This window comes from Roseibium sediminis, assembly GCF_008711325.1.
GTDB classification, from domain to species: domain Bacteria; phylum Pseudomonadota; class Alphaproteobacteria; order Rhizobiales; family Stappiaceae; genus Roseibium; species Roseibium sediminis.
The window spans coordinates 168475-188916 of the sequence record NZ_VXDB01000010.1 but is presented as its reverse complement, the minus strand read 5'-3'; the positions used below and the strand labels follow the sequence as shown (position 1 = coordinate 188916).

The 20442-nt window shown below is 56.4% G+C and carries 22 protein-coding genes; 3 read left to right on the top strand and 19 right to left on the bottom strand.

Features of this window, described 5'->3' with window-relative positions:
* Positions 1-17: 17 nt before the first annotated feature.
* The 17 genes from F0155_RS12290 to F0155_RS12220 form a co-directional block, all read right to left on the bottom strand.
* Positions 18-455, bottom strand: a complete 438-nt coding sequence (locus tag F0155_RS12290) for a hypothetical protein (protein WP_150524805.1) — start codon at positions 453-455, stop codon at positions 18-20.
* Positions 448-1788 carry a FliI/YscN family ATPase gene (locus tag F0155_RS12285; RefSeq protein WP_150524804.1) on the bottom strand — a complete coding sequence of 447 codons (1341 nt, stop codon included), beginning with the start codon at positions 1786-1788 and terminating at the stop codon, positions 448-450. The genes F0155_RS12290 and F0155_RS12285 overlap by 8 nt, the downstream gene beginning before the upstream one ends.
* A gap of 13 nt (positions 1789-1801) precedes the next feature.
* Complete coding sequence (locus tag F0155_RS12280) at positions 1802-2455, bottom strand: FliH/SctL family protein (RefSeq protein WP_150524803.1); 654 nt, start codon at positions 2453-2455, stop codon at positions 1802-1804.
* Positions 2452-3093, bottom strand: coding sequence for a hypothetical protein (locus F0155_RS12275; RefSeq protein WP_150524802.1), 642 nt, complete (start codon positions 3091-3093; stop codon positions 2452-2454). The genes F0155_RS12280 and F0155_RS12275 overlap by 4 nt, the downstream gene beginning before the upstream one ends.
* A 9-nt stretch (positions 3094-3102) precedes the next feature.
* Positions 3103-3798, bottom strand: a complete 696-nt coding sequence (sctJ, locus tag F0155_RS12270) for a type III secretion system inner membrane ring lipoprotein SctJ (RefSeq protein WP_161599803.1) — start codon at positions 3796-3798, stop codon at positions 3103-3105.
* Between the two features lie 110 nt (positions 3799-3908).
* The gene (locus F0155_RS12265) at positions 3909-4334 is read right to left on the bottom strand and encodes a hypothetical protein (protein ID WP_150524800.1); all 426 of its coding nucleotides are present in this window, start codon (positions 4332-4334) and stop codon (positions 3909-3911) included.
* 33 nt (positions 4335-4367) lie between these two features.
* Complete coding sequence (locus F0155_RS23425) at positions 4368-4526, bottom strand: hypothetical protein (RefSeq protein WP_161599802.1); 159 nt, start codon at positions 4524-4526, stop codon at positions 4368-4370.
* 25 nt (positions 4527-4551) lie between these two features.
* Positions 4552-6654: a type III secretion system export apparatus subunit SctV gene (gene sctV, locus F0155_RS12260; RefSeq protein ID WP_150524799.1), complete on the bottom strand. Its 2103-nt coding sequence runs from the start codon at positions 6652-6654 to the stop codon at positions 4552-4554.
* A complete protein-coding gene (locus F0155_RS12255; RefSeq protein WP_150524798.1) occupies positions 6644-7063 on the bottom strand; it encodes a tetratricopeptide repeat protein in 420 nt (139 codons plus the stop codon). Before F0155_RS12255 ends, sctV begins: the two co-directional genes overlap by 11 nt.
* Before the next feature lie 30 nt (positions 7064-7093).
* Complete coding sequence (locus tag F0155_RS12250; protein ID WP_150524797.1) at positions 7094-7525, bottom strand: hypothetical protein; 432 nt, start codon at positions 7523-7525, stop codon at positions 7094-7096.
* Between the two features lie 13 nt (positions 7526-7538).
* Complete coding sequence (locus tag F0155_RS12245) at positions 7539-8513, bottom strand: SctD/MshK family protein (RefSeq protein ID WP_150524796.1); 975 nt, start codon at positions 8511-8513, stop codon at positions 7539-7541.
* A gap of 102 nt (positions 8514-8615) precedes the next feature.
* Entirely contained in the window at positions 8616-8783 is a 168-nt protein-coding gene (locus F0155_RS23420; protein WP_161599801.1) for a hypothetical protein, read from the bottom strand.
* Between the two features lie 204 nt (positions 8784-8987).
* Entirely contained in the window at positions 8988-9611 is a 624-nt protein-coding gene (locus tag F0155_RS12240; protein ID WP_150524795.1) for a hypothetical protein, read from the bottom strand.
* Positions 9612-9616: 5 nt separating this feature from the next.
* Positions 9617-10327 (bottom strand): response regulator, encoded by a 711-nt coding sequence (locus F0155_RS12235; protein ID WP_150524794.1) that lies wholly within the window; start codon positions 10325-10327, stop codon positions 9617-9619.
* Between the two features lie 658 nt (positions 10328-10985).
* Positions 10986-11453, bottom strand: coding sequence for a hypothetical protein (locus F0155_RS12230; RefSeq protein ID WP_150524793.1), 468 nt, complete (start codon positions 11451-11453; stop codon positions 10986-10988).
* Between the two features lie 430 nt (positions 11454-11883).
* On the bottom strand, positions 11884-13860 hold the full coding sequence (gene htpG, locus F0155_RS12225) for a molecular chaperone HtpG (protein WP_342212476.1): 1977 nt from the start codon (positions 13858-13860) through the stop codon (positions 11884-11886).
* 69 nt (positions 13861-13929) lie between these two features.
* Positions 13930-14712 carry a hypothetical protein gene (locus F0155_RS12220; protein WP_150524792.1) on the bottom strand — a complete coding sequence of 261 codons (783 nt, stop codon included), beginning with the start codon at positions 14710-14712 and terminating at the stop codon, positions 13930-13932.
* Between the two features lie 272 nt (positions 14713-14984).
* On the opposite strand from F0155_RS12220, the gene F0155_RS12215 reads away from it, so the two are divergent.
* The 3 genes from F0155_RS12215 to F0155_RS12205 are packed head-to-tail and all read left to right on the top strand — an operon-like array spanning position 14985 to position 18363.
* The gene (locus F0155_RS12215) at positions 14985-16337 is read left to right on the top strand and encodes an aspartate aminotransferase family protein (protein WP_150524791.1); all 1353 of its coding nucleotides are present in this window, start codon (positions 14985-14987) and stop codon (positions 16335-16337) included.
* 13 nt (positions 16338-16350) lie between these two features.
* Positions 16351-17712: an FAD-dependent oxidoreductase gene (locus F0155_RS12210; RefSeq protein WP_208999248.1), complete on the top strand. Its 1362-nt coding sequence runs from the start codon at positions 16351-16353 to the stop codon at positions 17710-17712.
* A gap of 33 nt (positions 17713-17745) precedes the next feature.
* Positions 17746-18363 carry a GntR family transcriptional regulator gene (locus tag F0155_RS12205; RefSeq protein ID WP_150524790.1) on the top strand — a complete coding sequence of 206 codons (618 nt, stop codon included), beginning with the start codon at positions 17746-17748 and terminating at the stop codon, positions 18361-18363.
* 16 nt (positions 18364-18379) lie between these two features.
* On the opposite strand, the gene F0155_RS12200 is transcribed toward F0155_RS12205, so the two are convergent.
* Together F0155_RS12200 and F0155_RS12195 are read right to left on the bottom strand one after the other, a co-directional pair.
* Positions 18380-18772 carry an MAPEG family protein gene (locus F0155_RS12200; protein ID WP_150524789.1) on the bottom strand — a complete coding sequence of 131 codons (393 nt, stop codon included), beginning with the start codon at positions 18770-18772 and terminating at the stop codon, positions 18380-18382.
* A 120-nt stretch (positions 18773-18892) separates the two neighbouring features.
* The gene (locus F0155_RS12195; RefSeq protein WP_150524788.1) at positions 18893-20287 is read right to left on the bottom strand and encodes an L-serine ammonia-lyase; all 1395 of its coding nucleotides are present in this window, start codon (positions 20285-20287) and stop codon (positions 18893-18895) included.
* Positions 20288-20442 lie beyond the last annotated feature (155 nt).

Sequence of the window (20442 nt, the reverse complement as noted above, 5' to 3'; positions counted from 1 at the left end):
AACGATCGCCTGACCTGTTACCGACTGTTGGACTTGCTCAACTCCTTGCGTCGATGCAGCTTGGCGATCTTTTTCTGCAGTTCTTCCAGCTTCTTTTGTTTCATCACCAGATCCCGAAGCGCCTGATTCTGCTCCTCGACAATCGCTTCTGATTCCCTGGTGTTTTCCGTCAGTGTTCCGAGTTTGACGAGTTCGTTATTAATTTCTTCTTTAGACAGCGCAAATTGTAACGAGTTAAGCGCAATTTGTGACGTAGAGGTCGGTCCGGAGAGGAGCTCCTTGTTTCTTGCCCTGCGTCGCGCTTCGGCGTTTTCTGCGTAGTCCTTTACCGTCTCACCCTGCTGTCGTTCAGCTTCCTGTGCTTGCGTCAGGCGCTGTTTGGCCGTTTCCACCGCAACTCGGGCGGCCTTTTCTCGAGTTTCTACCAGAAACTGGAGTTTCTTGAGTTCACGCATGTCCTGTTCCCGCACAGGCAATCAACCGCTCCAGCGTTTCCGCGTAAGGGGCACCGCTGTGCGAGTTCTGGGTCAGGAGTTTTGCGATCTCGTCCCGCTTCTCGATTGCCTCATCGGCGAGCGCATCGGCGCCGGCCTTGAATTCACCGACCTGAAGCAGGAGCTCGATTTCCTGAAACTTGGACATGAGCATGCGGACCTTGGAAGAGGCCTGCATGTGGTCCGTCGAAACGATTTCGTTCATCAGGCGGCTTCGGCTCTGCAGGACATCAATCGCCGGATAGCGACCCGAATGGGCAAGTTCCGAGGACAGGATGATATGCCCGTCGGTGATGCTTCGCACTTCCTCGGCAATCGGATCGTCCAGCCCTTCGTTTTCCGTCAGAACGGTGTAAATGGCGGTGATGCTGCCCTTGTCCGTCTTGCCGCAACGCTCGATCAAGCGCGGCAGTTCGGCATAAACGGACGGCGTGAACCCGCGGCGGACTGCAGCCTCCCCGGCAGCAAGGCCAACCTCGCGCAGCGCGCGGGCAAAACGGGTAACACTATCGAACAGCAGCAAAACGCTCTTGCCCTGATCGCGGAAATACTCCGCGATGGATGTGGCGATGTAGCCGCCGAGAATACGCTGCATGGCCGGGCTATCGGACGTGGAGGCCACGACGACACTGCGCGCGCGGAATTCCGGCGGCAACTGACGTTCCATGAACTCTCGTACTTCACGGCCACGTTCGCCGATCATGGCAAGGACGCACACATCGGCATTGCAGTTTCGGGCAAGGCTGCCCATCAGCGTGGATTTACCGGATCCCGGATCACCGAAAAGGCCGATACGCTGACCTTCGCCGAGCGTGTTGAGCCCGTCGATGGCCCGCACACCGCTTTCAAAAATGGTGTCGATTGGTGGTCGCGAGAGTGGATTGATCAGGGTCGGCGAGACACGGCGCCGCACCCAACCAGAACCGGATGTGGTAACGGCGTTTTCAAGTGGTTGACCAAGGCCATCCAGCATCTTTCCCAGCAGGCCATCGCCGCATGGGAAGGTGAAATCTTCTCGGGTCGGAATGACTTCAGCTCCGGCAGAAAGTCCTTCGATCGCACCCAGTGGAGCAAGAATAGCTGTGCCGCTGTTGATCGACACCACGCGGGCAAAGCCCGTATAGCCGGTTCCCCGGTCCGTCATTTCGCAAATGTCGCCGATGGCAACGTCTTCGATGCGGGCGGTCAGGCGGACGGGCGATATGTCCATCAATCGTCCAACGGAGCGATAGAGGCGCGCGTTTTGCAAGCGTCGGCTGAGGGTTTCTATGACTGCATGGCCTGAAGAGGGCATGGATTGGCTCCTCCTAGCTGGCCAGCCGGTCAGCTGATTCAGACTCTGGCGTATTCAGCGCATGGCGAAGGGCCGCAAGCTGGGTCTCCACATCAATGCGCAATTCCGCGGCACCGTCTGTCAGCTGGCATTCGCCCGGAGATAGATGTGGAGCGGTCTTCACGTCCTTGATCGGGTGGGTCTTGCCCTTCTGTGCTTCGCGGACCACCTCGCTCACATAGGTATGGTCTTCCTCGGCAACATTGAGCTCAAGGGAACGCCGGTGCCGGAAGTCGCGAATGGCCGCGCGAACGATCCCAGATAGCTGATCTTCCTTCGGCGTCGTCGCCAGAATGCGTTCCACACTGTCGCTGACGATGTTCGCAACTTCGCCTTCGAGAGAATAGATATCGGCCTCCAGCCGGGAGGACAGTTCGAGAAACTTGAGAACTGCCGCTTTCTTGCCGCGTACAATGGCCTGCTGTTCAGCTTCTTCAAGGATCGCTGCGGCTCGCTCTTCTGCTTCCGCAATAAGCTGGTCGGCATCAGCCTGAGCTTGCTCAAGAACGGTTTTGGCCTGTTCTTCCTCGCTCAAGATGGGAGTGGCAGTGCCATGTTCTCCAGGCTTTGCTTCACCGCCCTCGGCGCCCTTCAGCTTGACGATGCGGCCCGTATAATGCCTACTCATCGGGCGGCACCTCTCGAAGATGACGGCAGGCCGACATTCTGTGCAACGGCCCGCACCACGTCAGCCGCGCTTTGGCAACGTTTCTTGAAATAGGGCAAGGCTTCGATCTGCGACTTCGGGAAAATCAGCTGAACGCGCCCCTGAAGTTCATAGGGAACGGATTCCGACCACGCGTAGATGCAGGTCTTGCCGGCGGCCATGACAATGTCCGGAAACTGCACGGCACTGAAATGCGTGTCGTCCCGATAGTTCGCCAGACTGCGCAAACGTACGGCACGCCGCATGTCGGTGATATCAAACTGCTCGGTCAATTGGCCCAGCATGGAACGGTCGACCATCGAGGCGAGGTAATCACCATAAAGGACAAGGCCGACCTGCAAGGCAAAACGGTTCAGGTTCTCAAAGACCAGCCGTGCTGCCAGCGCGTCTTCGGAACTGCACTCCAGAATGTCATCATAAAGCAGGTTGTTATCCTGAAGGACCAGTTCGACCACCTTTCGGTTGATCCGCGGGTTCTCCATAAGAATACCGACGACAGACGGCGCTCCGAGGCTTGCGCCTGGAGCGTCGACCCAGTCTGGATGGATCATCGAAAGGGAAACGATTTCTTTTTCCGGCAGTGGTGAATGCGCAGCCATCTGGTTCCTCTAGTCCACCCGACCGCGCGGACGCGTCCGTGAGCTGGTTTTCTTGAAGGCGAAGAACAAGAAGATGGCGGCAATCAGGATTGCAATCGGCAGTGTGGGCAGTTGCTTTAGCTGCGATGTGACCGATTGCGTCATTTGCGGTGAATCAGCAGGGAAAAGGGCAACGGTTACATCCTCGTAGTTCAGGCTTTCAACGCTTGACACAATGAGGTTTTTGATGACCGGGATCTGCGGATTAAGGTTTATGTCCGGGGAATGGTAGACGAAGACCGCGGCCCGCGAGGGCTTCGATTCTTCTTCCAGCGGCGCCTTTTCCGGCAAGGTGATGTGAACCCGTGCCGATGTTACACCGGCGATACGCGTCAGGCTGTCAGCCAGTTCCTGATTGAGAGCATGGATGAAGCGAGCCTTTTCTTCAAAGGCCGTGGAAACAAGTTTTTCGCTGCTGAAGATGTCGCCGAGGCCGTTGAAGCTCTCGCGCGGCAGGCCATGTTGCGACAGAATCCCGACAGCGCGGGCGAACTCGCCACGCTCGATGAAGATCGTGTAAGTGCCGTCTTTGTCGCGCTCGCGGGTGACCGAGATGCCGTTCGATTCCAGAACGGAGGTCATTTCGTTGATCTGACGCTCGTCAAGCTTGCTGTAAAGCTCAGACTGACACCCCGCCAGAAAGGCAGCGAGTAATATCGCTGCCACGAATCGCCCTGTGGGCAGGATCCGCTTGAGTGGGGACAGTACATACATACTTATCTATCCATCCGTAACGGCTCCGACCCGGTGCGGTTGATTTCAGACCTGAATTTACGTCAGGACTGACGAATCAAGCTGCTCGTCGTGCTCGAGATGCCGCTGATAACCTGGTTCAGCAACGCGAGCGAAATGGCGTGGTCGAAGCTCTTAACCAAAACTTCCGTTCCGTTATCTTGGACGGGATTGGTTACTGATGTGTCACTTTCCGCCATACTAGTTGGATGAATTTCGTAAGGCGAAGGCAACAGAGCGTCTTTCTCTGCGGCAACCGGGTCGGTCGGCGCAGCGTTCGGGTCAGCCGGATTGGATGTCGCATACTCCTGAATCGTCTCATAGACGTTGGTCAGGGTCTGCTGAAATTCGGCTTTTCCAACGGATGTCTGTTCATGCTGACCCATCTCGGAAACCGGGATTTCCTGACGGACCTGCACATTGGCAGCCTGCGCTTGCGCGGAGGCTGCTCCAATGGCTTCAATACTCATTACTAGGCCTCAATTGCATGAAAGATGTCAGGTTTAGCCAGCGTTTTCCTGGCCAACCTTCTGAACTTCCTTCAAGACCATCATCTGGATAGTACCCATGAAGGACTGTGCGGCCTTCTGGCTCTGATCATCCACACCATTCTGCTGATTTGCACCCTGCGCTGCGGCCGGTGCTGCTCCAATCGGATTCATTTGACGCTCCTACTTTCCCTGTTTCCTAGTTCGAGAAACTCATGGACATTTTGAAGGGTTCTTCCGCCCCTGACAGTGTCCCTATTGGCTGGAGATAGAACTCCGGCGAGATTTCCTGGAAGGAGACGACCTTTGATGTCAGGCCATGTTCAACCAGGTAACTGCGAAGATGACGACGCAGATCTGTTGACGTCGCAATCACCGGCTCGGTGACGTTGCCCTGAGACGGCATTGCGACTTTCTGAAGCTGCTGAAGCAGCATCGCGGATGTGGTGTTCGACAGCATCAGGTAGCTGCCTGTTTCCGTATGGCGCAGGGAAGACCGCAGCGCCTGTTCGAGATCCGGCTCAACGATATAGGCGGAGATCACGCGGTTCCGATCTGCGATGTTGTTGCAGATTTGACGACGCATGGACCGTCTGATCATTTCCACCAAAAGGGCGCTGTCCTGTTCCTGGCCGCCGAGTTCGGCAACAGCTTCAAAGAACACCCTGCGAGACGACAGTGGTACGCCTTCTTCCAGAAGACGGCGCAGGATATCCAGCATGCGCGCCGGGCTCACGGTCTGGCTGATATGTTCTGCCAATTCCGGGCTTGTTGCGTTGAGGTCATTGATCAACCCCTGCACGTCGCGGAAGCCGAGCATGCGCCCGATATTGTCCTTCAGATAATGCAGCGCCAGGTCAACCAGTGTCTGTTCGGTCGTTCTGGCCGGAATGCCAGCCGACTGGACCTTGCTCAGGCTGTGTGCAGGAGCCCATTTGGGCGATCTGAACGGCCAGCTGCCATCGACCGGTGCGGTGCTGATGCCAGCAAGTTCGGCAACTTCATCATCCGCTTCAACCAGAATCGAATCGGGAGGGAAATAGCCGGAGAAAACAGGCACCCCGTCGAGATCGATTTCGAAGCTGCGATCTTCAAGCGCATAGTCTTCCATGACGCCGAAGCGCGGGGCGGGAAGGCCGACATTCAACGTATAGGCTTCCAGAGCAGCGGCACGGTCAGCCATAAATGCGTCTCGGGAAAAGCTTCCCATCAGAGCCGGGCTGACACGGATCGTGGCAAGGTCGTCGACCTGTGCAAGTTCGGTTTCTTCCACCGGAACCACTGCAGCGTTTGCTTCAGCTTCCTGAACAAGAGCGGCTTGCTGTTCGACTTCCGCCTTTTCGCGGCGGGACAGCGAAAGACCCATGAAGGCCAGTCCGGCTGCCAACGCAAAGAAGATGATCTTCGGAAAACCCGGGACAAGACCGAGAAGACCAACCACAACCGCAGAAACCCAGAGTGTGCGCGGGCTGTTGGCCAGCTGCTTGAACATGTCCGAACCAAGGTCGGACTGGTCGTCGGTGTTTACACGGGTAATGACAGTACCCGCACACAGCGCCATGAACAGGGCTGGGATCTGTGCAACCAGACCGTCACCGATTGTCAGGCGTGAGAACAGGTTGATCGCATCGCCAACCGACAGACCATACTGCAACATGCCGACGCCGATACCGCCGATAAGGTTCACGGCAATGATAATCAGGCCGGCGATCGCATCGCCCTTGACGAATTTCATGGCGCCATCCATGGCCCCATAAAACTGGTTTTCCCGGTCAAGGGCACGACGGCGTCCCTTGGCTTCTTCCGGTGTAATATCTCCCGCCCGCAATTCAGCATCAATGCTCATCTGGCGACCCGGGAGAGCGTCGAGAACGAAACGTGCGGACACTTCAGCCACGCGCTCGGAACCCTTCGTGATAACGAGGAACTGCACGGTGGTGATGATCAGGAAGATCACGAGACCCACGATCACGTTGCCCTGGGTAACGAATGTACCGAAGGTTTCAATCACCGCGCCAGCATCCGCTTCACTGAGAATGAGACGGGTGGTGGAGATGGAAATCGCAAGACGGAAAGCCGTCGCAATAAGAATTACGGCGGGGAAAGTCGAAAAGCTGTCCGGGCGTTTCAAATAGATCGCGACGGTCAGGATCAGGATCGTGAAGCTGATGTTCAGCGCGATCAACACATCCAGCAGGATGGTTGGCATCGGCAGGATCATCAGCACGATGGTCATCATCATCAGCGCGACAAGGACAAGGTCCTGTCTCTGGCTGAGGGAACGGCTCAGACTACCGAGCATAGGAGCCTCCCTTTTGACGGCGACGGTTGAGGAATTGCAGGAAGGCCTTGCGAGCTTCAGTCATTTTCATCCGGCGCAAGAGAACGACACTGCGAAGCAGCATAGGTTGGTCGGACCTGGACGAACGCGGATCAAGTTCATCTAGCTCATCAAGGATCGTTTCTGCCGCATCCGTATGGCCGGTCTTGAGCAGGCCCTGAGCCAGAAGGCGCAAAGTGTCGGTGTCTTCCGGCCAGAGGCGGCGATTGACCAGCAAAAGCGCAATGGCCTCATCGGTCTGACCGTAACGCAGCTGATAGGCAGCCAATGAACGAAGCGTACGGCAATCGTCCTCCGTCAGCGAAACCGACTGAGTTTCGCTTTCGGCGGCAAATGCCTCGTTTTCTTCGTCAATAAGCTTCTCAGCCATTCCCAACTCACTTAGATCGAACAACGGACGTTACTTCGTGATCAACGCATCGGCACCGCCCTGCACAAGCGACAGGCGGCGTAGGCTTTCCGTTACGACTTGAAGGCCCAGCTCCAGTTCAGCGCGGGCGGTCGGGTCGGTCTCGGATTCGAGCATTTGGTCAAGCTGCGATTCGATCCGTGTCAGGCTGTACATCATCCGCGAGCGGGACATGTTGGACAGGCCAACGACATCGGCTGCCGAGACTTCGGACAGGGATGGCGCGGATTCGACAGTCTGCGACTTGGCAGGTGGTTGCTTCAGCGCTGGCGCATTTGCACGCGCCTGTGGTGCTGCATGAGCTGCACCTGCTGCCGGCTTCAGGGGCCGAACAGGCGCAGTCCGGCCACTTCGCTGGGCCGTGCCTGTATCATAGGACTCTGAAGAGCGCGCCGGGCGAAACTCGCCGTCAATTTTTGCCATGCAAAGCTCCTCTTCAGAAGGTCAGAGTTACACTCTTGCCACCGCGGGAAATTTCAATTCCGTTCTGGGTAATCGCTTCGATCTTCCAGCCGCCGCCATAGGTATCCCCAACGCCAACGACATTGCCGTCTGAAAGCAGAACCTGAGCCTTGCCGTCCTGGAACCAGACACTCGCGATTGCAGGAGCATCATCTCCGGCAGAGGTTTTGGCGACATTGTTGATCAGCGTGGATTTTGCCCCGAGGCCGTCAAACCATTTCAGAACCGACCGCCAATTCGCCGCGTCTTCATTCGGAATGGAGCCGGTTGCGACAAGAACATTGTCTTCGCCTTCGGTAATTACGATCCGGTGGGCGAGGCCGGCAGCGCGCAGGCGCTCCTGAAGCTGCTGGCTATATTCGGATTTCGTCGCCTTGTTTTCCGTGAGGACCGCCGGAAGGGAGGCACCAACCTTGTTGGTAATCGCTTGCACCGCCGCGTTTGCCGGCTGCAGGACGCTCTGGTCGAAGGTCACGCGCAGCAGATCTGCCGCAAGCCAGCTCAGGGCGAAGATCAGCAGAACCGCGATCGACGGGCGGATAAATTCGAAAAGGCTGCCATTCTTGTCCAGTTCCACCGTCAGCCCGTTGGCGCGCAAGGTGGTTGGCAGGGAAACGTCCGCAAAGGTGCCGGCCTCAAGGCGCACACCATCTTCCAGCACTACCGGACCTGTTTGAGCGGTGATGCGGGCGGTCGTTGCAAACGGATGGCTCCGCTCGACTTTGACATGAGAAGGTTCAATCGACTCTGCGAACAGACACAGGTCGTCGGACGGGTCATTTCCAATTGTAAACTGAAGCTGGTTTTCAGTCCGGGAAACACCTTTGTGATATCCGCCGATAATGCGGACCCGCAATCCAACCAGGTCACGAAAGTACTGTCCCGCGCGAGAGCCGAAGCCGCCCAGGCGGTCCTGTACCGGAGCACCCTGAATTGATGATTGCGTCATATTTGTCTTCCCGAAGGTGTACTCATTTACAAAACTCAACTACGGACAGCCCAAGGCGTCCGGTGCGACCTGAGCCGCAATCCGGACGCCTCGGTGATCGACTTATTGCGGACGCTGCTTCAGAGCGTAAAGGGAAGCACCCTTGATAGTCGTGGTGGCAAGAGTCTGATTTGCCTGCTGCATTGCGTGGTCGAATGCCTGGTTCAGAGTCTGGTTGCCGTCATTACCTGTTGCGCCACCTGCGGCGCCTGCACCTGCTACGTTGTTCATGGTATTACTCCATTTCCTAGTTATTTAAGTCTTCCAAATCCGACGTTTGCGGTATGTGCGTTCGCCGTCTTGTGAAGCCCCTGCTTGGGTAGACACCAGCAATCTAGTTACTTCCCAAAAGAATTTCTATTCGCGCTCAGTGCTTACGTAGTTGACCGAAATTTGTAATCGATAATCAAAAACAGATGGTTAACCGAGAGGAAGCTACTCGCTCGACTTTTCTCCGAACTTGATGAACCTTATGGAATCGCTACCGTTTTCCCGACGGGCCTTGAGTATTGATTCTGAAATTACTTCCACGCGCGCAATGTAGGACGGCGGAGCCGTAAGCATCGCTGCGTTAGCTTCCGGAACCTCTTGTAAAGGGTATCTGGTCGGATCCAGATCAACTTTCCGTATTTGCGAGTTGATCCTGTCAACGGTAAGCGACTTGATACCAATGAGCCGGGATGTCATTTCCTCGCGGCTCGACAGGTGAAGGGTTGTTCCTTCGAAATACCATTCCACCCCGTGATTGCGAGACATCTCTTCCAGGAATTCCTGGCGGTCAGTGGGAAGGAAGGCCTTCTTCACGCGGCCCTTCAGCCCCTTCGAAATGATCGCGTTCGCGCCGATACGCTTGCTGAACTCGGTCAAGAGGGTGCGAAGGTCCTGATCTACAACATAGACGGCATTCTCCAGGGATGTTGCCGATGCCGGTGCACCAGCGGTTTCTTTCCCTTCGGCGGCCAGAAGTGACCCGGCATTCAGCGCCAGACCTGCGGAGAGCAGGAAGGCGGCAGTCCGGGCAGCGCTTGTGAATCTGGCTTTGACCGCTATGCAGGCCATATGAGTTACTCCGGTATTGCGCCGAGGCTGTGGGCCTCTGCGTCCAGTGTGGAAGCCGGGTCCGCGGAGGGGACCAGACGCAGGCGTCGTGCAACGCGAACGAGATCGCTCAGCGCGTAGGCCTTTGTCTTGCGGCGAATGTTCAGGCGATGTGTCTCAACGGTCCGCACACTCAGATTGAGTCGGTTTGCGGTTTCCTTGTTGCTCATGCCATCGGCCACGAAGCGAAGGATTTCCGTTTCGCGTGATGTCAGGCCATAGAGATTGACGCCGGTGTTCGTTTGGGTGGAGGCGGAAAAGACCCGGCTGACCAGATTGCCAGTCAGATAGCTACCGCCGCCTGCAACTGCGCGAACCGCATTGATCAGTTCGGCCGGCTCTGCATTCTTTTGCAGCACGCCGCCAGCTCCAGCCTGAAGCAGTTCGTGAATTTCGAACGGATCTTCGCTGTTGAAGCAGATCAGAATACGGACATTCTCATCCAGCTTGCGCAAGCGCTTGACGGTTTCATAAGTCGTCATGCCGGTGATGGTCGCTTCCAGAATCACCAGTTTCGGGCGGCAGGTGTTGGCTGCCAGCACTGCTGCATAGCCGTCGGCTGCTTCGCCGACCACGTCGAACTGGCCAGTTGCGTTAAGGCATGCCTTGATGCCTTGGCGCACAAACGGTTGGCTGTCGACGATGAGCACCTTTGTTTTGTTCTGCTCTTCAATCATGGTTGCCTCAAATTCCCTGTCGTCCGTGCCGTGCGTTCTTTTTTAAATGCGCTTTCAGCTTCCGGACTTTCATGTCGAAGGTCGTCATTCCCTTTTGGTACTTACAAAGGAAATGCCAGTCCCGATTTGAAGCGTGCCAAAATTACGTAGAGAAAGAGTGAATACGTATTTTCAAGCCTGAGTTTTAAGTACGTTGTACCGTAAAGTGTTTTTGAGTGGTAAAGACCTCACGAAAATTACCTAGTGTCAAGTAGGGGTTTATTAACCTGTTTATTGGCCAAAATGTGCCTCCACTATAGGTGGTGAGACTGTGGCAGGCCGTTTGATGCCGTAAGGTTTGATTTATGCGGCATGTGCCGAATACTCAGAAAAGGCATTGAAAAATATGAAGGAAAGAAATTTTTCTTCTTGTCGGGATCGGCAATCCTTCAGTCTCTGAAATGCAACCAGTGATAGGATGCCTCAGCTGCCGATTGACGCTCATTAGCGTCAGTTCGAAAAATGCTGCGATTTCCAGTCATGCCGAATAAGAAATCATTCACGCTAAAACGTTGAAAACGAAAAAAATGGGTCCGTAGCGGCTACGGACCCTGAAACGCATTATCAGCAATCGGAAGAAGTTATCAGGGGGTTAACAACCCCCGTCGTTATGGAACGGTCAGTGTTCCATTTTGGTGTAGTCGACGAGGAACTTCTCGACGATGCCGGGAAAGCGTTGTCCATCCAGGCCGGTGGCCCAGTCATTGAACACGTCTTCATGGACGAACAGAAGATTGTCGATGCGTTCCTGCATGAAATTCGTCATGCCTTCGCCATCGCCGTTGATGAGGACGATTTCCGGAGCTGTCGTGCCGGCACGATCAGCTTTTGCGTTTGCCCGCTCAGGAAGATCGCCGAGGTCCAGAGTCGGAAGACCCTTCCCGTTCTGCGCATGGGACAGAAGCTCGTCCAGCAGAAACGCCTTGCGGGTAATCACGGTCGTTGTGGACCGGTTTGAAGGTGCTGTCTTGGCGGCCGGGGCAGACTTGTTTCCAGCTGTCGTTTTCAGAAGCTGGGAGAAATCTGCTTTGTCCGCGTTGCCGGGGTTCAACGTCGTTGGAATACCGGCCGAGATTATTTTTGTCATGGCGTTTTCCGATTGCCGAATACCCGTCGTCAAACGGGTTACTGATATCTTAGTTCCTAATCCTAATCGAACGTTTCAAAAAAGGAATGCAGGCAAAATACGGGTTTAAATCGTACTACGTAAGTAGATTGGTTAATTGCATCATAAAAATATACAACCAATCATGAAATATTTATGAAAACCAATGCGTAAGGGGGTGTTTGAGTTGGGTTTGTGTGCGTGGAAACTACGGTTTTGGGCACGTTGATAGCGCCTGTCACTCTAGGTTATCGAAGCATTAAACCCGAATTTTGACAAGGGTTTGGCAATCGGACTACGCAGATCACTCACTCGCCACACCGCCTGGGGGCAGAATAAATCCTGACTGCCGTTCCGCCTGTCTGAGACCCGGTGCGGGCCGACGGGGGAAGCGGCAGTCAGGAAATGATGATCAAACGGCGCGGGTCATGACCGCCGCCATGCGTCGGCCAAAGGCTGCCGGATCAACCGGCTCCTCACCATCGGCAATCCGAGCCTGATCAAGCAGCAGGTATGCGGCGTCACGGAGGATCTCGTCATCGGCGGCACCCTCTGCTGCTGCGCGCTCGGTCAGCTTGCGGACCATTGCGTGATCGGGGTTGATTTCAAGAACCCGGGTCGACAGGGCATTCAGCTGGCCGGTCTGACGCAGCAGACGTTCCAGATTGACATCCATGCCGCCGTCTGCGGCAACGAGGCATACAGGGCTGTCCGTAAGGCGCTTGGACGGGCGAACGTCCTGAACGTTTTCTCCCAAGGTTGCCTTGAAATGGGCGATGAGCTGGGAAATGTCAGTATCGTCCTGTTCCGGCTTGTCTGCGTCGCTCTCGTCGCTTCCCTTGATATTGTCGAGATTTGCAGACCCTTGGGTAACCGACTTGAAATCCTTGCCATCGAACTGGGTGATGTGCCGTAGCCAGAACTCGTCGACTGCATCCTCCAGAAGCAGGACTTCCACGCCTTTTGCCTTGAAGCCCTCCAGATGCGGTGAGTGGACCATCTTGTCCGCATCAGTGCCGGCCATGTAGTAGATGGCGTCCTGACCGTCCTTCATTCGGCCCGCATAGTCGCTCAGGCTGACAAGGTCAGCTTCCGCCGTGGTCCGGAATCGGCAGAGTTCCAGAAGCTTTTCACGCGAGCTGAAATCGTCAACCAGACCTTCCTTGAGCACCGCGCCGAACTCTTTCCAGAAGCTGGCATAAGCGTCCGCGTCGGCCTCGGCCTTCTTTTTCAGCTCGGACAGGACTTTCTTGGTCAGGCTGCTCTTGATCTTCGCAAGTTTCGGATCGGTCTGCAGCATTTCGCGTGACACATTGAGGGACAGGTCCTCAGAGTCCACGATGCCACGCAGGAAGCGGAGGTAGGGTGGCAGAAGGCCCTGCGTATCTCCGGTAATAAAGACACGGTTCACATAGAGCTTGACGTGGGACTTGCGCTCCGGATCGAACAGGTCGAACGGTCGCATCGACGGCACGAACAGAAGGTTCGTGTAGCTGATCAGGCCTTCCACCTGGTTGTGGATCGTCAGCCAAGGCTCATCAAATGCATGCGCGGTATGATGGTAGAACTCCTTGTACTGGTCCGCAGTGATGTCGCGAGCTGGTCGGGTCCAGAGCGCGGAGGCTTCATTCAGCGTTTCCTCGCCAAGGCGGATCGGGAAGCTGATATGATCTGAGTAGGTCTTGACGATGGTCTTGATCCGAATGTCTTCGGCATATTCCCGGGCGTCGTCCTTCAGGTGAAGGGTGATCGTCGTGCCCCGGCCATCCCGCTGCCCAGGTTCAATCGTGAATTCGCCCTTGCCGTCGGATGACCAAAGCCAGGCATTGTCGTCACCGGCCTTTTTCGTAAGAACATCAACGCGGCTTGCGACCATGAATGCAGAATAGAAGCCGACGCCGAATTGTCCGATCAGCTTGACGTTCCCGCGATCCTCCTCGCCCAATTTGTCGAGGAAAGCTTCAACACCCGAGCGCGCAATCGTGCCCAGCGTTTCAAGAAGCTCGTCGTGGCTCATTCCGATGCCATTGTCCGAAATGGTCAGCGTACCTGCGTCCTTGTCCGCTACCAGCGTGATCCGGAACTCCGGGTCGCCCTCGGTCAGGTTGGGGGCTGTCAGTGCGGCGTGGCGCAGCTTGTCACAGGCGTCGGATGCGTTTGAAATCAGTTCGCGAAGAAAGACTTCCCGATTGGAATAGAGGGAGTCAGTGACGATCTGCAGCAGCCGGCCAACTTCGGTCTGGAACGAGTAGGTCTCTTTTTGTGTCGTCTCGGTCATCTTCGTTGTCTTTGGTTTTCGGTTCCTGGAAATACGAGCGCCCTGACGTATCCGGTTCAGCATAAGGACACGCATGGCATCGCCGCGACCAAAATGGGCGGCAAGGCTCATTTAGGCGAAGTGGTCCGCCGGTTCCAGTGCTGATCAGGTTGAAGGGCGGCAGGAAAGAAAAATGATTGGTCAGAAATGATGCCAGTAGGAATCCGGTATCTGGCGCTGGCGATCTGTCATCAGGGGATTGTCGATGTCAAAAACCAGCCGTTCCTCGACTTGGGCTTCCCTCAGAACCTTGCGAATCATCGGGTGGTTCTCGAAGTGCCGCATGAAGGCCCCGGTTTCATAGGCTCTCCTCAAGCCCCGCTCGATAAGCTTGCCGAGTTGTTCATCCTGCTTTCGAACATAGAACATGTAGTCAAAGCGGTATCGGATCATCAGCGCAGGGTCGACGACAAGGGTCGGAAAGATCGAGCTCTGTTGTCGATGTTCCACATAGGCTTCGTGGATGCCGCGATTGAAGGTGTTTATCCTTTCGGCGGCCAACATGCGCCAGAGGCTTTCATAGTCTGAGGCGACGGTGTGAAATCCGTTCGAGCTCAAGATCTCGGTGTCCGGCCAGCCAGTGCCCGACCCGATGACGGCGAACTCCCGCAAGCTTTCCAGCGAGCGAATGCTGGCAAGGTCATCCAGAAACCGCTCGGTGGTCATGAGAATGCGGTGTCCCAGAAGTCCGCGTGTCAGCGGGACGTCAACCTGGTAGAAACGTTTTTCCCGGTTTGCCGAAAAGCCCGTGAAGAAGATGTTGAAGTCGGCTCGACCGGTTTCCAGCTCGATCAAGGCTCGCTCTTGCTGCATCTGGAGATTGTTGATTGTCAGGTCGACCGCTTCGCCGCAATTTTCCAGAGCCAGTTTCAGAACCGAAATTTCGTAGGCGAAAACATCCGGGCCCGCTCCCAGCAATCCCAACCGCGCCTTCAATTCGGAGGCAGAAGTTACGGAAAATAAATTGCTAGTAGCAATAAAAAATACCAAAAGAAAACCGATCGTTTTCATGGGTCCTCCAGCTATTGGATGGAGCCTAGCTAACTTTACGTCAAATTAGAATTCAATTGTCGGACTAGAGCGTTTTCGCATGGTGCAATACGCACCTGCAGGGATTTGAAATGTAGCCTTTGACAATGTCGCCCTTTCTGAATGACAGTGCGCGACACAGGACTATCCCATAATCGAGAGTAATCATGACCCACCTGCCAAATTCCGTTGAAGGACGAGACATTGCATTCCAGCTGCACTCTTATGCGGATGCCCGCAAACAGGAAGATGGCGGCTCCCTGGTTATCGAGAAGGGCAACGGGATCTATGTCGAGGACCACAACGGCAAAAGTTACATTGAGGGCATGGCCGGTTTGTGGAGTGTTGCTGTCGGTTTCGGCGAAAAGCGCCTTGTGGAGGCTGCTACCCGTCAGCTGGAGAAGCTGCCCTACTACCATACCTTCACCTACAAGACCCATGGCCCATCGGTTGATCTGGCCGAGCGCCTGATCCAGATGGCCCCGGTGCCAATGTCCAAGGTGTATTTCACCAACTCCGGTTCAGAGGCCAATGACACGGCCCTGAAGCTGATCTGGTATCGCTCCAATGCGCTGGGCCAGCCGCAGCGCAAGAAGGTCATTTCCCGCGTGCGTGGCTATCACGGCGTCACGATTGCGTCGGCCAGCCTGACGGGCCTGCCGAACAACCATCGCTCGTTTGATCTTCCGCTGCCTCAGATCCTTCACACGACCTGCCCGCATTACCGCACCATGCACAAGGACGGCGAAGATGAAGCAGCCTTTGCAAAACGCTGCGCGCAGGATCTGGAAGACCTGATCCTCAAGGAAGGTCCGGAAACAATCGCCGCCTTCTTTGCCGAGCCGCTCATGGGTGCTGGCGGCGTTGTTGTGCCGCCGGATGGATATTGGGAAGCGGTTCAGCCGGTTCTCAAGAAATATGACATCCTGTTTGTCGCCGACGAGGTGATTTGCGGTTTTGGGCGGACCGGCAACATGTTCGGCACCCAGACTTACAATCTCCAGCCGGACATCATGACCTTGTCCAAGGCGCTGTCCTCGTCCTATCAGCCGATTTCAGCGCTTCTGATCAACGACAAGGTCTATCAGCCGATCGCCGATGAATCCCATTCCATCGGCGTGCTGGGTCACGGGTACACGGCCAGCGGCCATCCGGTCGCAGCTGCCGTTGCACTGGAGAACCTCAACATCATCGAAGAGCGCGATCTTGTTGGTCATGTGCGCGAGATTGCCCCGACGTTCCAAAAGCGTCTGAAGGGTCTTGGAGAACGTCCGTTGGTGATCGAAACCCGCGGTATCGGCCTGATCGGGGCCGCAGAACTCGCGCATCCGGCACTGGCACAAACTCCAGGAGCGCTTGGAGCCAAGACAAACGCCCAGTTTCTCGAAGGTGGCCTGATCTCGCGCAACATGATGGATGCGATGGCTTTCTGCCCGCCGCTGATCATCTCAGAAGCGCAGATCAACGACCTGTTCGATATTGCGGAAGCTGCTCTGGACAAGGTCGCGGCCAGCCTCTGACGGGAAAACTGACTTGAAGCAGATACCGGAACCGGCGCGGCAGATTGATGTCATTCACGAAACGGATGTGCTCATGGTCGGGTCCGGTCCCGGCGGTCTTGCCGCTGCGATCGGGGCCGCTCGTGCGGGAGTGGACGTCACTCTGGTCGAGCGATTAGGCTGTTTTGGCGGAAACATAACGGCGGTCGGAGTGGAGGGCTTCGCCTGGTATCGTCACGAGCAAACTGTTGACACGGAAGGTGTCGGCAGGGAGTTCGAGGAGAGGGCTCTTGCGGAAGGTGCCACAACGCCGGAGCCTCAATCCCTGAGCAATGCGCTGGATGCCGAGCGGTTCAAGGTCGTGGCCGACAAACTGGTCATGGAAGCAGGCATCCACCCGATGCTGCACCGTTCTTTTGCTGCCCCGATCATGGAGAATGGCGACATCATAGGCATCATCACCGAAAGCAAGGCGGGGCGGGAAGCCATCCTTGCCAAGCGGGTGATCGACGCGACCGGGGATGCGGATATCGCCCATCGCGCCGGTGCGCTGACACAAAAGACGCCGGTGGAAGAGATGCAGGCCGCCTCGGTGATGTTTGCCATGTCCGGAGTTGATCCTCGTGCGTTCAACGCCGCGATAAAGGCGGATCCCCAGACCTACAAGGACTGGGAAAGCGGCGAGTGGTCCGTGGAGACTACCGGCAAGGAAGACCGGATGTTCTCGCCGTTTCTGCGCAAGCCGTTCCAGAAAGCGGTTGAGGCGGGCATTATCCCGCCGCATCTATCGACCATCTCCGGAACCTGGGGCGCGATCTACGAGACCGGCGACCTGACTTATCTGAACCTTGTGCATCTTCCCGAATGTGACGGCACAGACCCGGATTCCATGACGCGCAACGAGATCGAAGGCCGAAAGCAGGCCATGATGGCAGTGGAGGCCTTGCGACGCTTCCAGCCCGGCTGTGAAGGTGCAAAGCTGCGCAATTTCGGCATGTCAATCGGCATTCGCGATACGCGCAAGATCAGGGCCGTCTATGACATGACAGGACATGATGTCCGCGAACAGGGACGGTTCGAGGATTCAATCGGCATCTTCCCGGAATTTATCGACGGGTACGGGATCCTGATCCTGCCCACCACCGGCCGCTACTTTCAGCTTCCCTACAGAACCCTGATCCCGCGCGGAGTTGGCAACCTTCTCGTCGCCGGACGTGCAACGGGCGGCGACAAGGTCAGCCATGCCGCGACCCGCAACATGATGTGTTGCACGGTGACGGGGCAGGGGGCCGGGGTCGCTGCCGCCTTGTCGGTCAAGCACGGGTGTTCCCCGGACAAGCTCGACATCAGCAAACTGCAGTCCGAGCTCAGGCGACAGGGCGTGAGGTTGCACTAGTTTGTTCTTCAAAAAAGAGCTACCAACACTGGAATGAACGGATCAGAAATTTATCACCGGCTGATTGGCCTGATTGAAGAGCGGGACCTGAAACCGGGTGACCGGCTTCGCGAGGCTGATCTTGCGGATCGCTTCGGAGTGAGCCGCACGCCTATTCGCGAAGGTTTGAAACGGCTTGAAGCACAAGGCCTTGCCGTGCATGAGCCCAATCGCGGAATGGTGATACCAACGCTGGATCACGGGCAGGTCGCGGAAGTCTACTTCATGCGCGAGGTTCTGGAAGGAACGGCTGCCGGTCTTGCCGCGAAGCACGCGTCGCGCCCGGAAATCGAGATCCTGCAGGACTTGGTGACCGCGGACCGTCAGCGCGTTCAGGATCAGGACAGTCTGGTTCGATCAAATCGTGAATTTCATCGCAGGCTTTGTCTGGCCTCCCACAATCGATATCTGGTTGACCAGATCGATCATCTGCGCCTCTCGTTGATCCTGATGGCGGGAACGACACTTGATACGCCTGAGCGCCGGGAAACTGCGGTCGAAGAGCATGCAGCCATTGTGGACGCGATAGCGGCAGGCAACAGCGAGGCGGCTGACAAGGCAGCACGCCTGCATATTGCGCATGCCCACAAGACCAGGCTTCAGCAGATCTGATAGGTCAGGGGATTGTTCAGAGAACGGACATCATATCGAGTGCGGCTGCCATCAGGATGACACCGAACGTCAATGCCATGCCCAGCACCCGATGAATAAACGGCGCCGGTTCATGTTCCTGACCAACCCCGTAGGCATGCAGCACGCGTCCGACAATCAGGATCACGCATAGACCGTGCAGGGCGTATGCCCCCGTTCCCTGAATTTCCGCGATCAATAACAGCACGAGCGCCAGTGGTGCGTATTCGGCGAAATTTGCGTGAACCCTTTGGCGGCGCGTCAGCGAAATATCCCCGCTGTCACCCAGCACGATCCCGCTCTTTCGGCGCAACAGAATAACCCGCGCGGAAAGCACGACATACATGATGGCAAGTATGCCAGCATAAAGCGGAACAACACTGAGGGTCATGGTATTTCCCTTGCCCGTCTGTCTGTGAGGTCAAAGGGATTAAAGACCAAGAGCTTACCGGTTTCAATCTAACTTTAGGCTGTGTAGGCGCATTGGTGATGTTTCGCCCACACTGCCTTGTCAGCACGCGACGATGTTCACCGCAAGCCCGCCACGGGAGGTTTCCTTGTATTGGTCCATCATGTCCATGCCCGTCTGGCGCATGGTCTCGATGCAGCCATCCAGCGGCACGAAATGCGACCCGTCTCCCCTTAGGGCAAGCGATGCAGCGGTGACCGCCTTCACCGCGCCAAGCGCATTGCGCTCGATGCAGGGAACCTGAACCAGTCCAGCGATCGGATCGCATGTCATGCCGAGGTGGTGCTCCAGCGCGATCTCGGCCGCATTCTCGATCTGCTCGTTTGTGCCGCCAAGGGCAGCGCAAAGGCCGGCCGCGGCCATTGAAGAAGCAGAACCCACTTCGCCCTGACAGCCAACTTCAGCGCCTGAAATGGAAGCGTTGGATTTGATAATGCCGCCGATGGCTGCAGCAGTCAGCAGGAAGGTTCGAATACCTTCCTGATTGGCATCCGGGCAGTGATCGAGATAGTAGCGCATCACAGCCGGAATCACGCCTGCTGCTCCGTTCGTGGGGGCTGTAACCACCCGTCCACCAGCTGCATTCTCCTCGTTGACGGCCATCGCATAGACGCCGAGCCAATCAACAACGGTGTGTTCGAAGGGGCGATTGGTTCGCCCTTCACGAATGAGTTTCTGATAGATGTCGGCGGCCCGGCGTTTCACCTTCAGTCCGCCCGGCAGGATGCCGCCTTCCCGAATGCCGCGATTGATGCAGGCGTCCATGGCGGACCAGATTCGGTCCAATCCCTGACGTACGGCCTCCTCATCCTGCAGCGTGCATTCATTGCGGAATTTCATTTCCGCGATGGTGCAGGGTGTTGCCTTGCCCATCTCCAGCATCTGCTTGGCATTCTTGAACGGGAACGGAAACTCCGGTTGGTCCGTAATGGGCTCTTCCTCGTTCCGCGTATTTCGCAGTTCCGCCTCGGTCACAACGAAACCGCCACCGATGGAATAATAGACGAACTCGTCCACCACATCGCCATTCGCGCCATGGACCTTGAAGGTCATTGCATTGGCGTGCAAGGGGAGCGCGGGGCCGTAGTCAAACACGACATCGACGTCCGGGTCGAACCGAAGGGCAGGCAGCCCTTCCGGGTGCAGCATTTTCTCCTGGCGCAAACCTTCGATCATTCCCGACACGGCGTCCGGATCCAGCGTGTCGGGCATTGCGCCCAGAAGGCCCAGAGAGACGGCCTGATCGGTTGCGTGTCCCTTGCCGGTGAAGGCCAGAGAGCCGTGCAGCGTGACGGTGATGCGCTCTGCGCGATCAGCGAGCCCCGGTAAGTCGCGAAGCCGATCCAGATACCGCGATACCGCAACCATGGGCCCGACCGTATGCGAGCTGGATGGGCCAACGCCAATCTTGAAAATGTCGAAGACGCTGATGAACATGGGCGGTTACCGTCCTGATTTGGTCCGTCAAATTGGTTGTGCGGGATTATTCGTACTTCAGCATCACTGCTGTCAAGCAGGTCAAGACCGGAACGCTGCTCAGCGATCCCGGTGACGGTTTCCCGCTACTGGCATGTCGTAACGGTAGGAAACAG

Bases quoted from the DNA above. Each gene is read 5' to 3' on its own strand.
- sctV (WP_150524799.1), bottom strand. From the start codon at position 6,654: ATGCTCGGTAGTCTGAGCCGTTCCCTCAGCCAGAGACAGGACCTTGTC.
- F0155_RS12290 (WP_150524805.1), bottom strand. From the start codon at position 455: ATGCGTGAACTCAAGAAACTCCAGTTTCTGGTAGAAACTCGAGAAAAG.
- F0155_RS12285 (WP_150524804.1), bottom strand. From the start codon at position 1,788: ATGCCCTCTTCAGGCCATGCAGTCATAGAAACCCTCAGCCGACGCTTG.
- F0155_RS23420 (WP_161599801.1), bottom strand. From the start codon at position 8,783: ATGAACAACGTAGCAGGTGCAGGCGCCGCAGGTGGCGCAACAGGTAAT.
- F0155_RS12255 (WP_150524798.1), bottom strand. From the start codon at position 7,063: ATGGCTGAGAAGCTTATTGACGAAGAAAACGAGGCATTTGCCGCCGAA.
- F0155_RS12195 (WP_150524788.1), bottom strand. From the start codon at position 20,287: ATGTTCATCAGCGTCTTCGACATTTTCAAGATTGGCGTTGGCCCATCC.
- F0155_RS12275 (WP_150524802.1), bottom strand. From the start codon at position 3,093: ATGGCTGCGCATTCACCACTGCCGGAAAAAGAAATCGTTTCCCTTTCG.
- F0155_RS12205 (WP_150524790.1), top strand. From the start codon at position 17,746: ATGAACGGATCAGAAATTTATCACCGGCTGATTGGCCTGATTGAAGAG.
- F0155_RS12215 (WP_150524791.1), top strand. From the start codon at position 14,985: ATGACCCACCTGCCAAATTCCGTTGAAGGACGAGACATTGCATTCCAG.
- htpG (WP_342212476.1), bottom strand. From the start codon at position 13,860: ATGAGCCTTGCCGCCCATTTTGGTCGCGGCGATGCCATGCGTGTCCTT.
- F0155_RS12230 (WP_150524793.1), bottom strand. From the start codon at position 11,453: ATGACAAAAATAATCTCGGCCGGTATTCCAACGACGTTGAACCCCGGC.
- F0155_RS23425 (WP_161599802.1), bottom strand. From the start codon at position 4,526: ATGAATCCGATTGGAGCAGCACCGGCCGCAGCGCAGGGTGCAAATCAG.
- F0155_RS12200 (WP_150524789.1), bottom strand. From the start codon at position 18,772: ATGACCCTCAGTGTTGTTCCGCTTTATGCTGGCATACTTGCCATCATG.
- F0155_RS12265 (WP_150524800.1), bottom strand. From the start codon at position 4,334: ATGAGTATTGAAGCCATTGGAGCAGCCTCCGCGCAAGCGCAGGCTGCC.
- F0155_RS12235 (WP_150524794.1), bottom strand. From the start codon at position 10,327: ATGATTGAAGAGCAGAACAAAACAAAGGTGCTCATCGTCGACAGCCAA.
- F0155_RS12250 (WP_150524797.1), bottom strand. From the start codon at position 7,525: ATGGCAAAAATTGACGGCGAGTTTCGCCCGGCGCGCTCTTCAGAGTCC.
- F0155_RS12280 (WP_150524803.1), bottom strand. From the start codon at position 2,455: ATGAGTAGGCATTATACGGGCCGCATCGTCAAGCTGAAGGGCGCCGAG.
- F0155_RS12245 (WP_150524796.1), bottom strand. From the start codon at position 8,513: ATGACGCAATCATCAATTCAGGGTGCTCCGGTACAGGACCGCCTGGGC.
- F0155_RS12240 (WP_150524795.1), bottom strand. From the start codon at position 9,611: ATGGCCTGCATAGCGGTCAAAGCCAGATTCACAAGCGCTGCCCGGACT.